A 13,598-nucleotide genomic window follows, 5' to 3' on the forward strand; every position below is an offset into this window, starting at 1 on the left:
GTAGTTCTCTAATGTTCGTGTTTTTCTTGACGTGGTTCACCATGGTTGGTACAATAATAGCTGTTTGAATGAGGATGCTTATGCATCCAGCGGAGGTGCTTATAATGCCATCAGTAGTAGTTGTTGGAACACAGTGGGGAGACGAAGGGAAAGGGAAGATTACAGATTTCCTTTCAGAAAATGCAGAAGTAATCGCGCGATACCAAGGCGGAAATAACGCGGGTCATACGATTATCTTCGGCGGGGAAACATACAAACTTCACCTCGTGCCATCCGGCATTTTTTATAAAGAGAAGACGTCTGTTATTGGGAACGGCATGGTTGTCGATCCAAAAGCACTCGTCGGCGAATTAAAAGGCCTTCAAGACCGAGGCGTCAACACAGACAACTTACGTATTTCTAATCGTGCGCATGTCATTTTACCTTACCACTTGAAGCAAGACCTTGTGGAAGAAGAGAGCCGCGGGGAAAACAAGATCGGGACAACGGGTAAAGGTATTGGTCCAGCTTACATGGACAAGGCTGCAAGAATCGGAATCCGTGTTGCAGACTTACTTGACCACGAAGTATTTGAGATGAAGCTTCGCATGAACTTGAAAGAAAAGAACCGTCTGTTTGAAAAGATGTACGATACAGAAGGATTCAACATTGAAGACATCTTAGAAGAGTACTACGGTTATGGTCAAGAACTTTCGAAGTATGTTACAGATACATCTAAAGTGTTAAATGATTCACTTGACCAAGCACGTCGTGTCCTATTTGAAGGTGCACAAGGTGTTATGCTCGATATCGACCAAGGAACTTATCCATTTGTCACTTCATCCAACCCAGTCGCGGGTGGCGTAACAATTGGTTCTGGTGTCGGCCCGACTAAGATTGATCACGTAGTAGGTGTATGTAAAGCCTATACGTCTCGTGTCGGTGACGGTCCTTTCCCAACTGAACTATTTGACGAAGTTGGCGATCAGATCCGTACAGTAGGTAAAGAATTTGGTACAACAACAGGACGTCCACGTCGAATCGGTTGGTTTGATAGTGTTGTCGTTCGCCACGCTCGTCGTGTTAGTGGATTGACAGATCTATCGGTAAACTCAATTGATGTATTGACAGGTTTGGATACAGTTAAAATCTGTACGGCTTATGAGTACAAAGGTGAAACAATTACAGAGTATCCTGCAAACTTGCGGATGCTAGCTGAATGTACACCGATCTATGAAGAACTACCAGGCTGGACTGAAGACATCACTAAGTGTAAAACACTTGATGAGCTACCAGACAACGCGCGTCACTATTTAGAGCGTATTGCACAGCTCACAGACGTAACGATTTCAATTTTCTCAGTAGGACCGGATCGTACACAGACAAACGTTATCAAAAGCGTTTGGCGTGCTTAACTTATACATGTAAAACGCTTCCTCAGTTTCTGCCTATTTGGCGGAGTTGAGGGAGTGTTTTTTACTTATGAGGAATTTCGACAAAAACCGGGAAATATTCCCCGGGAAATAAATTACCAACGTGGAATAAAGGCTCTTTCTAAGCGGTTTGGGAAACGATTGGAACGTGCGAAAATGCATGAAGAATGGTAGAGTAAAAGGATACCAAGTAAATGTGCCGACTCGGCCGGAAAGGGTAGAACTCATGCAAAACAAAACAATACTCGTTGTAGATGACGAGAAACCCATTGCGGATATATTGGAGTTTAACTTAAAAAAAGAAGGTTTTAACGTCTATACAGCTTATGATGGCGATGAGGCATTGGCGAAAGTGGAAGAGGTCCAGCCGGATATCATGTTACTCGACATCATGCTGCCCAAGCAAGACGGGATGGAAGTGTGTCGTGAAGTTCGTAAAAAGTATGACTTTCCGATTATCATGCTGACAGCAAAAGACTCTGAAATCGATAAAGTTCTTGGATTGGAGCTTGGTGCAGATGATTATGTCACTAAACCATTTGGAACAAGAGAGCTGATTGCTCGGGTCAAAGCGAACTTGCGGAGACATCAGAAAGCTACAGCTGAGGACGCAGAAGAAGCTACAAATGATATTGCAGTCGGAAGTCTTGTCATACAGCCGGATGCGTATCTTGCACAAAAGCGAGGGGAAACAATCGAACTTACACATCGTGAGTTTGAACTGTTGCATTACTTATCTAATCATATTGGACAAGTGATGACACGTGAGCACTTGTTGCAAACGGTCTGGGGCTATGATTACTTCGGCGATGTTCGAACAGTGGACGTTACCATTCGAAGACTTCGAGAGAAAATCGAAGATACACCAAGCCATCCAACATGGATTGTGACACGTCGTGGCGTTGGCTATTACTTGCGAGATCCGGAACAGGAGTAACCGAATGAGAAAAGTGGGGATCTTCAATTCCATTCATGTTAAGTTTGTGCTGATTTACGTCATGCTCATTCTACTCGCCTTGCAGATTATCGGTCTGTACTTTTCCAAAGAGTTAGAAGAAAAGCTGAAAGATAACTTCACCACATCGGTTAAAGACCGTGTTAATCTCGTTGAATTTAGCGTACGTGAAGAAATGCTGAAAGAACTATCCTCGGACGATCCGTCACTCGAAACGAGTTTGCGGACCGTCCTTTCAGGTTTTAGTTCTGATGATATCATTGAAGTACGAGTAATCGATTCAAAATATCGTATTTTAGCGTCCTCTATACAGGATCACCAGAAAACGATCGTTGGACAGAAATCTACTGACGATATCGTCAAAAGGGCAATAGTCTCTGAAAGTCCTCAAAGTGTCATTAACTACAATAAAAAAACAAATAAAAAAGTGCAAAAGCTTACGCATCCGATTATGAACGGCAGTGAAGTCATCGGAGCACTCTACGTGGAGTCCAACATTGAGAAAGTCTTTAAGCAGATCGACGAAATCAATCGAATCCTTGCAGGAGCGGCTGCGGTCTCGCTTACGATTACCATCATCATCGGAATTTTCATTGCACAGACGTTTACTCGACCTATTTCAGATATGCGCAGACAAGCGCAAGCGATGGCGAAAGGCAATTATTCAAGAAAAGTCCGGGTCTACGGAAATGATGAAATGGGACAACTGGCGATTGCATTTAACCATTTAACCAATCAGCTGTTGGAGTCACAGTCCACGACTGAAGCGGAAAGGCGAAAGTTAGCATCCGTCCTTGAAAATATGACAGACGGAGTTATTTCAACAGATCGAAAAGGTCGTGTAAATCTCATAAATGACTCTGCACTTGGCATGCTTCGAATGACTAGTGACCTCGTGTTGAATCGACCGATTAATAACATTCTCGGGATTGAAAAAGAGTATTCTTTTGAAGATTTGGTAGAGATGCGTGAATCGATTCCGCTAGACTTTAGTACTGAAAATGAGCCATCTATTTTGCGCGCAACATTTTCTGTTACTCAGCGTGAGACTGGTTTTGTGAATGGACTCATAACTGTTCTACACGATAACACTGAGCAAGAAAAAATCGAAATGGAACGTCGTGAATTTGTTTCAAACGTTTCACACGAACTAAGAACTCCACTAACTACGATGCGTAGCTACTTAGAAGCTCTTGCTGAAGGGGCATGGAGGAATGAAGACATTGCACCTGCTTTCTTGAACGTGACACAGACGGAAACGGAACGAATGATTCGTTTAGTAAATGATTTGTTGAAACTTTCTAGAATGGACAGTAACGAATACGAGCTCAATACAGAGTGGGTAGATTTTAATACATTCTTCAACTCAATTATTGATCGATTCGAGTTTTCGAAATCACAGGAAGTAAGCTTCAGGAGAATTGTTCCACCAGTCGATCTGTTTGTTGAAATAGATACCGACAAATTGACGCAAGTAATTGATAACATCATTTCTAATGCACTGAAGTACTCGCCCGATGGAGGCATTGTCCGCTTCAATGTGGCGGTATTGGATGACTCGATCCGTGTAAGTATTTCAGACGAAGGTTTAGGGATACCTGCGGCTAACGTAAATCGGATATTTGATCGTTTCTTCCGTTCAGACAAAGCCCGTTCTCGTGCAATGGGTGGAACGGGTCTAGGACTCGCAATTGCGAAAGAAATGATTAGTGCTCATGGCGGAAAGATTTGGGCCAATAGTGTAGAAGGAGAAGGGACAACGATCTTCTTCACATTGCCTTATGAACAACACGATGATGGGGAGTGGGACGTGTGAGACATATCGAGACAATCAAATCAGTCGTCCTGCTACTACTCGTCATTCTGAGCATTACGTTTACATTTTCAATTTGGTCGTATGCACCGAAGTTCGATTCGATTGATCAAAATCAGTCAGTCGATGGATCTATTACAAGCATACAAAATAAGAAGCCGATATCCGATATTGTTCTTCCTTACAAATGGGTGTTCAAGTTTAATGATGAAGAATTATATGGAACGACAGATACTACAGTCATTAAACCTGTGCTTGAGGAAATGATGCGTTGGAAAGTGTTCGGACTCACTGCAGTAAATCTGGATTTAACGAAAGATGAGATGAATGACTTGCTCACAAAAGGAAATCAGTATGTCCTCTATTACCCTGGAGAGGTACCGGTTTCTGTCTATGAGGACGTGCTGGAAATTGAAGACAAAGCTGTTCCTGAAGTTTTGTTCAATAAACTTATTGTCAATTGGGATCCAGATGACAGTCTCCCTGAGGTTCACTTTGTCAGTACTGTCAGCATGACGCATTATAAAGCTAAAGTGAAAATGGAAGACACTCAGCGTTTCCAAAAGTCGATTATTGATAAAGGCAAAAAGTTGTCTCGATTTGAAGAAGTGCAGGTGAATGAAACTAAGACATTAGCTATTTCAAGTGAACCCCTCACAGCGATCCACTCGACGTACATTGAAGAGGAGATTAACCCTTCCTTGTTTAAAGAAGCGCTGTTTAATGATCCATATGCTGTCCGAAGAAATTTGGTCGATGCCCATAAAGAAGAGTATGGGGATGATCATGCGCTGATGAAGGTAAACACGAAATCGAAAGTTCTGAACTTCTATTACCCTCTTGAAAGTCAGGAATTAGCGATTCCGTCTGAACTGATGACAGCTACTATAGACTTTGTAAATGATCATAGCGGCTGGACAGATGATTACCGCTATTCTTATATGAACCCAGTTTCGCGTTACATTAAGTTTCAGCTCCATGACAATGGACTTCCAGTCTTTAGTGACGTCCCGGACGGGGCAGAGATAACGGAAATACTGGGAGACAACCGAGTATACCGTTATAGTCGACCTTATTTCACACTCAACTCGCCTATCAAAAGTTATGAAGTGACACTCCCTCCAGCAACGGAGGTAGCCCGTCACCTAGAAGCATCAGACGCTCTCGATTTCTCAGCAATCGAAGAAATAAAGCCTGGCTATTCACTTATTCATGATACGGATGTTGGTGTCTTGAAATTCGAGCCCCATTGGTTCTATTACATCAAAGGGAATTGGGAAGTGTATAAGGAAGAGCTAAATCGGAAGGGAGGCGGCCTTCTTGGATTGGAGTAAAACCAAAACAATTTTCATCATTGTGTTTTCGATACTGAATGTATTACTGTGTTTCCTGTATTTGAATCGGAATGCTAATATTGAAAACCTTGAAGTGGCGGGGAAAACTTCTATGGAAGATGTCTTAAAACAAGAAAACATCACCTACAAGCTGCCTCCATTTGTAGACAAAGAAGCGTCATTTGTTTCTGCAGATGTCGTTGACTTTAACAAAGAATCACTAAAAGATTTAAAGGGTCAAAAAACTTCCATCATGAGTGATAACCTACTACGGTCAACACTTACCGATAAAATAACACTTGAAGAAGCGAAGAAAGATGATTTCAAATCATTCCTATCCCAATACGTATTGAACGGAACGGAATACGTACTATGGGAGGTGTCGGAAGAACAAAAGAAAGCATTCTTCTTCCAACAATTCCAGGGACGTCCGATCTATTATAGTCCGAGTGCCATGCTCGAGGTCTCATGGGATGATGATGAAAAACTTCAATCTTATGAGCAGCGTATGTTGAAGAAATTTGCGAATTTCAATAAGAAAGACTTGCTGTCGCCACTAGAAATTATTGGATCTCTCGCTTCACGAGGATTGTTGAAACAGAACTCTGAAGTGACGAATGTCAAAATGGGCTATTCAACGCTTGTGCGCTTAACAGAAACTCAAGTGTTTGCCCCAACGTGGGATGTTCAAGTAAAATTAGAGAGTGGGGAAAAAGAGCATCACTTCCTCAGTGCTAATGAAGGGAAAGTAATTGAGTTCCAACTTGATAAGGATCCGGAAGAAGAGAAAGAGCAATCCGAATAAGGAGTTTTTACGATGCGATTCAGCATACTTGCCAGTGGCAGCACTGGTAATTCAATTTATATAGAAAATGATTCAGGGGCCTATCTCGTGGACGCAGGCTTAACGGCAAAACGAATCGAAGCACAGCTTGCGAAAATTGGTCGATCCATGAAAAATGTTAACGCTATTTTCGTCACACATGAGCATAGCGATCACATTAAAGGTGTCGGTGTTTTAGCGAGAAAGCATGGCGTTCCGATTTACGCGAACCAGAAGACATGGCAAGCAATGGATGGGTTAGTTGGTGACATCTCTCTTGAACAGCGGTTTCAGTTCGATATGGAAACGGTCCATTCTTTCGGTTCGATCTCGATTGAATCGTTCGCCGTTTCCCATGACTCTGTGGATCCGATGTTCTACGTGTTTCATGAAGACGATCGTAAACTTGCGATCATTACAGACACAGGATACGTGAGTGATCGCATGAAAGGGATCATTAAGAGTGCGGATTCTTTCGTGTTTGAATCGAATCATGATGTTGGTATGCTCCAAATGGGGCGTTACCCATGGAGTGTCAAGCGACGTATTTTGAGTGATGTCGGTCACGTATCGAACGAAGATGCAGCGATTGCGATGAATGATGTCATCGAGCAAAAAGAGACTCAGATTTATTTGTCTCACTTAAGCCGCGACAATAACATGAAAGACCTTGCCCGCATGAGCGTTGAACAGACGTTACAAACATGCGGCATTATAGCAGGAGAGTTTGTGCATTTGCATGACACCGATGCAGAAGAACCGACTGAATTAATTACTGTTTGAGGAGAAAACCGTATCGCTAAAGGCGATGCGGTTTTTTTGTTGGATGAAATTGATTGGGCTAGTAAACGCGCTCGATTCGCGGGACAACCCGATCGTTCCGCCATTGAACCTGCTCGTTCTTTCATTCAACCCGCCCGTTCCGAGGCTGAACCCGATCGTTCACTCGTTCAACCCGCCCGTTCCGCGGTTGACCCCGATCGTTCAACCCGCCCGTTCCGCCGCTGACCCCGATCGTTCTCACGTACAACCCGCCCGTTCCGCGGCTGAACCCGATCGTTCTCTCATTCAACCCGCCCGTTCCGAGGCTGAACCCGATCGTTCTCTCGTTCGACCCGCCCGTTCCGCGACTGAACCCGATCGTTCTCTCGTTCGACCCGCTCGTTCCGCCGCTGAACCCGATCGTTCTCACGTACAACCCGCCCGTTCCGCGGCTGACCCCGATCGTTCTCACGTACAACCCGCCCGTTCCGCGGCTGACCCCGATCGTTCTCACGTACAACCCGCCCATTCCGCAACTGAACCCGATCGTTCACTCGTACAACCCGCCCGTTCCACGTCTGAACCCGATCACTCCCTCCTAGAACACACCCCAAAAAAATTAATTGATACAAAACTCGAGCGGTACAAACTTTATAACGTCCTAAGCTAAATGGGAACGATTTACTCCATTCCATCGTCTTTTTTATAGAAGTTCCCATATTTCTTTTAAAATTATCAGAATGGGGTAAAGTGTAAAGAGAGAATGGAATCGAAAGGACGAGAGCCATGGACGACTACAACAGGGATCGGGGAGAGGAACAACCGAGGTCATCTGACCCGCTGAACGAACCGCCACATGCGGGAAATTATGAAACACCACAGAGCGAGCCCATGTACAGAACACAAAATACTACACCACCGCCACCTCCAGACCCACCCAAACGACGAGGTGGATTTTTGCCTGCATTATTTGGAGCCATAATAGGCGGACTGCTCGTCTGGTTGCTCATGTTTACCATAGGTGGACCAGATGATAATGAAAACAAGACTACGGGCACAGTAAAGGATTCGGGAAGCTCCAAGCAAGTGAGTGTTGACATCGATAGTGATTTAACAGGAGTCGTCGAAAAATCGACCGACGCGGTTGTTGGGATTACAAATTTACAACGCGGTCAAGATTTCTGGACTCAATCTGACACGCCACAAGCGATTGGAACAGGATCAGGTGTATTGTACAAGAAGGCAAATGGGAAAGCCTATATCGTTACCAATCATCATGTTGTCGAAGATGCAGAAGAATTAGAAGTGACACTTGATGATGGAACAAAGATGTCAGGTAAGTTAATTGGAAGTGACGTCTGGACAGATCTTGCTGTTGTTGAAATTGACGACAAAGATATAACGTCAACAATGGAATTCGGAGATTCTGATGCGTTAAAACGTGGAGAAACGGTTATTGCAATCGGAAACCCACTAGGTCTTGGCTTCTCTGGTTCGGTTACAGTGGGTGTCGTATCCGGTAAAGACCGTTCCATTCCAATCGACATTAACCAGGACGGTAGTGTGGACTGGCAAGCGGATGTCCTTCAAACCGACGCAGCCATCAACCCAGGAAACTCAGGGGGGGCTCTTATCAATATGGCGGGCCAGCTAATTGGCATCAATTCCATGAAAATTACAGAGGAGACGGTAGAAGGAATTGGTCTAGCGATCCCTATCAACTTAGCCTTACCAGTAATTGAACAACTTGAACAGACAGGTGAAGTGAATCGTCCAACAATGGGCGTATCACTACTCGACTTAAGAAATATCCCTGTTCAACAGCAGAGCGTGCTGAAGTTACCCGAAGACGTTAAAAATGGTGTTGTGGTTACAGAAGTCTTCCGAAATACACCAGCGCAAACTGCCGGAGTCCAAAAATATGATACAATTGTAGAAATGGACGGAGAGCCGATTGAAGACATGGTGACGTTGCGCAAGCACTTGTACAACGAAAAGAAAGTCGGCGATAGCATGACGATGAAAGTCTACCGTGAAGGGAAACCTGTCACAATTGACATGGTTCTGAAAGATGGCAACTCGTTCTAATGCACATGTGCATAAAATAACCATTTAGTTATCCACAGCAGACACGATAGCAGAAAAATAGCTATTGTGTCTGCTTTTTTTATCAACAATTCTATGTTTGTGGATAAAACTGAAAATTTGTGCATAACTCTGTGGGGTAATAAAAGTGAAAAAGAGGTGAATAATATGAAAATTCATAGCTGTGAAACCCATATAAACCGGGCACTTGACGAATTTGTTGCAAAAGAGGAGACATTTCCGAGCATGGAACCAATTACAGAGGGAGAGAAGTTATCCACAACATGTGATTACTGTGAAGCGCTTCCTGTCTATCTTGTGACGAACACATAATCGGACACAACATCTAGAGATGGCTGTGGATATGTGTATAACTTCGGTGTATAACTTTTCAAAAAAGGTGGACAAGGCTGTGAATATTACAATTGTGACTGTGGGAAAACTGAAAGAGAAGTATTTGAAAATGGGCATCGAGGAGTATGCAAAGCGACTCGGTGCGTATGCCAAAATCGACTTGATCGAAGTGGCGGATGAAAAAGCACCCGAGCAATTAAGCGAAGCTGATATGGAAATCGTCAAGAAAAAAGAAGCAGATCGCATTCTGGCGAAAGTTTCACCAGATGCCCATGTCATTGCATTAGCGATCGAAGGAAAACAGAAAACATCCGAGCAACTAGCAGAAAATCTGCAATCACTGATGACTTACGGTAAAAGCAAAATCACCTTTGTCATTGGAGGATCCCTAGGATTACATGCAGATGTCTATAAGCGAGCGGATGAGCTGCTGTCGTTTTCGAAGATGACATTCCCGCATCAGTTGATGAAGCTGATTTTGTTGGAGCAGGTGTATCGAGGGTTTAGAATTATGAGGAATGAACCGTACCACAAGTAAATGAGGTTTTTATACAAAGATAAAAAAAATCACTCAGTTCTTGTTTGAACTGAGCGACTTTTTTATTTGAGATAAAAGCCTAGGAAGGTTTGGATTTCAACCTTAATTCCCTTTTTCTTCAAAAGTTCTTTTCTTTCTGTCCATAGTTTAAACAATAATTCTTCTTTATCATCATTGATACCATGATGTAAGAGGCGATGACAATTCGGGCAGAGCGCGACTATATTTTCCTTAATATCAATACTGTGTTCAAATTCATCTTGCAACGATAAAGGAATTAAGTGGTGCCCTTCTACGAAAGGCTTGCCTGAAGAAGCTGATAAAAAAGTGACGTGGGTTGGGTCAACTTCACAAGAGAAATTTGCTTTTACTAAGGCTTGGGCTGATTCTTGCATGTTTCTTTTGAATTGAGCAGAGCTAGTCAGGACTCTTTTCTTCCCTAATTCGTTTTGGAGAGCCGCTTGGTATGAAATGTCATCAATATCTTCATTTATTAATAAATCAACATGTTGAGTAGCGTACTCCTCAAGAAATTTAGAGTCAGCCATCCCGATATGAGGAAACTCTTCACCAGCCTTTTTGAAAACATACCAAAATGGCTCATCTTCAACTGCTTTCTGATTAAACGTGTCAGTATCGATTGTAAACTCCGAAGCCTTATTAAAGTACAATCGAATCTCGTTCCCAGTTCTTTTTGGGTAAACAATAGAAACAGTTCTTAAATTAAAATTCTCCAAGTCATTGTAAGCATGAACAAAGAACTTAAAGTTCTTGGAGCTACTGCTATCTGTTGTTCCACCTTTTCTGGGAAAGTCCATATCAGGATAAGAAGTTTGTAAAACGCTTTTTTCAAATGTATCAAGTGTAACACTTTTATCTCCAGTAGCTTCACGCTGAGTAATGGGAGAAGCAGCTCCAATCTCAGCTCCTATTACTTCAAGTAACTCATCTTTCATCCAACCCATACGACCATCCCTTTCATCTTTAGTAATTCATATAATACAGGGTAAAATCGGGTAAGTCAATATATATTTATCGGGTAAAACCGGTTATATTATTAATTTGAACAGGGAATAGTCGGGGAGAAATAAGAACGCACGTTTCAATTGATTAGCGTTTTTTCAGGAAAGATGATATGATTACAATATCAAAATTAAAAAGGTGAAACTTATGAAGTATAAAGTTTTAGATTTATTCTCAGGATGTGGAGGTCTCAGTGAAGGTTTTTTACAAGCTGACTATGAAGTTGCAGTATCAATAGAAATTGATGAAAAAGCTTGCGAAACACAACGAAAAAACCATCCTGAAACTATAATAATTCAAGGAGATTTGACTGAACTAAGTCCAGAAAAGTTGGAGCTTCAGACTCAAATCTCAAACTATGATTTAATTATTGGTGGTCCCCCATGCCAAGGGTTTTCCTCTATAGGTACACGATTGGGAACAAGTGACTTTGGAGAATTTGGAGAGGACCCTCGGAATAGTTTGTACAAAGAATTTGTAAAATACGTTCGTTATTATCAACCTAAAATGTTTTTAATGGAGAATGTTCCAGGACTTTTTACTATGCAAGAAGGAGCAATAAGAGAAAATATTGAAAATGATTTTTCTCATGATGACCCTGAAGGTAGATACATTGGTTATAGGGTTACTTCAACAATCTTGAGAGCAGTTGAGTTTGGGGTCCCTCAAAAGAGAGAGAGAGTGTTCTTCGTTGGGGTTCGAGGTGATTTTGAAGACATTGACTTTCAATTTCCAGAACCAGTCTTACATGAAAATGAATTCTATACAGTAAGAGATGCAATTGGAGATTTACCTGCTTTAGGAGTGAAGGATGGAGAGAATAAAACCGTCCATCAAATAGAACACAATTCATTTTTAACTATGCTCAATGAAAATGCTCTTGAATTGCGTCGAGATAATAATTACGAAAAAGGTTACGCCTATAATCACCTTACAAGATACAATAATCCCCGTGACAGAGAGATATTCCGCAGACTAGCGCCTTTTCAAAAACTAAGAGAACTTGATTTAGATGAGATAACTGCCTATCTTAGGGATAATGGTTTTAAGGAGTTACCAGTACGTTTGAGAAATGGATTCGACGACTTTTATAGAAAACTTAATTGGGAACGTCCATCACCAACAATAATTGCTCATTTACACAAAGATGGTTTAGCTTTCATTCATCCTGATAGGGAACAAGCACGGTCCTTATCAATAAGAGAAGCAGCAAGGTTGCAAAGCTTTCCTGATAACTTTATTTTTCAGGGTTCTCAGTCACATATGTTTAAACAAATTGGAAATGCGGTTCCACCAATGTTAGCATATCAAATTGCAATTTCTTTAAGGGAAACTCTTGATGATATTAGTGTATTTAGTATACAAACTACTTTAGCTTTCGGGTAGATTTAACTCTAAAAAAGAGCTAGTTGGTGATATGTACTCAAAGGAATTGCTTAGCGGTGTTACTAATATAGTAATAATTCATTCATGGATATAGGATACATGAGGTAATGAGTAAGGCTTTGCATGTCCAAGTCTACAATTATCAAAGAAATCTAGGCTTTAGAAATTTGTTTGCGATAAAGTTGAGGAGTGGCTATGAAATGAAGAAATATGTGCAACGAATGTGGCGGATACACGATGTATTATTTTTGGAAAAAGAGAAGGCTGAAAAAGTCGAGGATGGAAAAGAAGTAGTAAAACAAGTTTTTGTGGGTATTGATGAAAATACAGGTTACGACTTAAATGGAGAAAGTGCTGAGTTCTTCGGTAGCTGGATTTTTAAAACCGAACAAGAAGCTCAGACAGAGGTTGACGAGTTTAATCATAACTAATTGTAGAATATAAACATTTTAAGTCTAAGTATCGATTATGATACTTAGACTTTTATTTATTTGGGACAAAAATTGCTGCTACTGAAAGGAGCGCAAAACAGTGAAAGTAATAAAAAGTATAATTAAAACAGAGGTCACGTATGATGCCGAAATGAAAAGTAAGTATGTTGTTAGAAAAGAGTGGGATAAGAACAAGAGAAGAGCACTTGTATTAATGAAAAATGCAGGTCAAGCAGATGAGATTGTGCAAGACCAAACAACAATGTATGTAATGAATAATCTCGCAAAATTAGATTATGGCTCAGTCATTATAATGAATTTGTTTCCGTCACTTGAATGCAATGATACAAACGAGTCTGCAACTGAAAATTTGAAATGTGTACAAGAAGAAGTTGAAAAGGTAGATGATATCATCATTGCAGTTGGTACAGGTAGTGAAACCAACAAAGAGGCACAAAAGCGATTGCATATGATTGTTGCTATTTTGCTCGACAAGAAAGCAACTATTCTTCAAATAGAATGCCCTAAAGGTAGAAGGGGCTTTCATCCACTTTATCCGGCAGTCAAAAATGAATGGAAGTTAGTTCCCTATGAAATCTTGCCTTCAGAGCCAGTTAACTAAGCGTTTCAACTAAAAATATAAGCATATATAATTTCATTGAATCCATTTTAGGAGGGATAA

At 41.5% G+C, this 13,598-nt stretch carries 15 protein-coding genes; 14 read left to right on the forward strand and 1 reads right to left on the reverse strand.

The window, feature by feature from the left end; genetic code table 11:
- Window positions 1-104 precede the first annotated feature (104 nt).
- From ACR65F_RS08585 to rlmH, 11 genes are all read left to right on the forward strand, one after another.
- Window positions 105-1,394 (forward strand): adenylosuccinate synthase, encoded by a 1,290-nt coding sequence (locus ACR65F_RS08585; protein ID WP_039044060.1) that lies wholly within the window; start codon window positions 105-107, stop codon window positions 1,392-1,394.
- A gap of 244 nt (window positions 1,395-1,638) precedes the next feature.
- Complete coding sequence (gene yycF / locus ACR65F_RS08590) at window positions 1,639-2,349, forward strand: response regulator YycF (protein WP_039044061.1); 711 nt, start codon at window positions 1,639-1,641, stop codon at window positions 2,347-2,349.
- A gap of 4 nt (window positions 2,350-2,353) precedes the next feature.
- Window positions 2,354-4,183, forward strand: coding sequence for a cell wall metabolism sensor histidine kinase WalK (gene walK, locus ACR65F_RS08595; protein WP_440504064.1), 1,830 nt, complete (start codon window positions 2,354-2,356; stop codon window positions 4,181-4,183).
- The gene (locus ACR65F_RS08600; RefSeq protein WP_440504065.1) at window positions 4,180-5,514 is read left to right on the forward strand and encodes a YycH family regulatory protein; all 1,335 of its coding nucleotides are present in this window, start codon (window positions 4,180-4,182) and stop codon (window positions 5,512-5,514) included. Before walK ends, ACR65F_RS08600 begins: the two co-directional genes overlap by 4 nt.
- Window positions 5,501-6,319, forward strand: coding sequence for a two-component system regulatory protein YycI (locus ACR65F_RS08605; protein ID WP_440504066.1), 819 nt, complete (start codon window positions 5,501-5,503; stop codon window positions 6,317-6,319). The genes ACR65F_RS08600 and ACR65F_RS08605 overlap by 14 nt, the downstream gene beginning before the upstream one ends.
- A gap of 12 nt (window positions 6,320-6,331) precedes the next feature.
- Window positions 6,332-7,120, forward strand: a complete 789-nt coding sequence (locus ACR65F_RS08610) for an MBL fold metallo-hydrolase (RefSeq protein WP_125101111.1) — start codon at window positions 6,332-6,334, stop codon at window positions 7,118-7,120.
- A 39-nt stretch (window positions 7,121-7,159) separates the two neighbouring features.
- Window positions 7,160-7,345 carry a hypothetical protein gene (locus ACR65F_RS08615; protein WP_440504067.1) on the forward strand — a complete coding sequence of 62 codons (186 nt, stop codon included), beginning with the start codon at window positions 7,160-7,162 and terminating at the stop codon, window positions 7,343-7,345.
- Entirely contained in the window at window positions 7,308-7,769 is a 462-nt protein-coding gene (locus ACR65F_RS08620) for a ribosomal eL19 family protein (RefSeq protein ID WP_440504069.1), read from the forward strand. The genes ACR65F_RS08615 and ACR65F_RS08620 overlap by 38 nt, the downstream gene beginning before the upstream one ends.
- A gap of 116 nt (window positions 7,770-7,885) precedes the next feature.
- Entirely contained in the window at window positions 7,886-9,187 is a 1,302-nt protein-coding gene (locus ACR65F_RS08625; RefSeq protein WP_440504071.1) for a S1C family serine protease, read from the forward strand.
- A 165-nt stretch (window positions 9,188-9,352) separates the two neighbouring features.
- On the forward strand, window positions 9,353-9,517 hold the full coding sequence (locus ACR65F_RS08630) for a CxxH/CxxC protein (protein ID WP_125101109.1): 165 nt from the start codon (window positions 9,353-9,355) through the stop codon (window positions 9,515-9,517).
- Between the two features lie 79 nt (window positions 9,518-9,596).
- Entirely contained in the window at window positions 9,597-10,076 is a 480-nt protein-coding gene (gene rlmH / locus ACR65F_RS08635; protein ID WP_440504072.1) for a 23S rRNA (pseudouridine(1915)-N(3))-methyltransferase RlmH, read from the forward strand.
- Window positions 10,077-10,138: 62 nt separating this feature from the next.
- Here the strand turns inward: rlmH and ACR65F_RS08640 are convergent, their stop codons facing one another.
- A complete protein-coding gene (locus ACR65F_RS08640; protein WP_440504074.1) occupies window positions 10,139-11,041 on the reverse strand; it encodes an HNH endonuclease in 903 nt (300 codons plus the stop codon).
- A gap of 205 nt (window positions 11,042-11,246) precedes the next feature.
- On the opposite strand from ACR65F_RS08640, the gene ACR65F_RS08645 reads away from it, so the two are divergent.
- The 3 genes from ACR65F_RS08645 to ACR65F_RS08655 all read left to right on the forward strand — a co-directional run bounded on the left by ACR65F_RS08645 (window position 11,247) and on the right by ACR65F_RS08655 (window position 13,538).
- Complete coding sequence (locus ACR65F_RS08645; RefSeq protein ID WP_440504076.1) at window positions 11,247-12,485, forward strand: DNA cytosine methyltransferase; 1,239 nt, start codon at window positions 11,247-11,249, stop codon at window positions 12,483-12,485.
- A 200-nt stretch (window positions 12,486-12,685) separates the two neighbouring features.
- A complete protein-coding gene (locus ACR65F_RS08650) occupies window positions 12,686-12,916 on the forward strand; it encodes a hypothetical protein (RefSeq protein WP_440504077.1) in 231 nt (76 codons plus the stop codon).
- Between the two features lie 100 nt (window positions 12,917-13,016).
- Window positions 13,017-13,538, forward strand: coding sequence for a DUF1643 domain-containing protein (locus ACR65F_RS08655; protein WP_440504078.1), 522 nt, complete (start codon window positions 13,017-13,019; stop codon window positions 13,536-13,538).
- The last annotated feature ends 60 nt before the right edge of the window (window positions 13,539-13,598 follow it).

The organism is Sporosarcina sp. SAFN-010, from assembly GCF_059415065.1.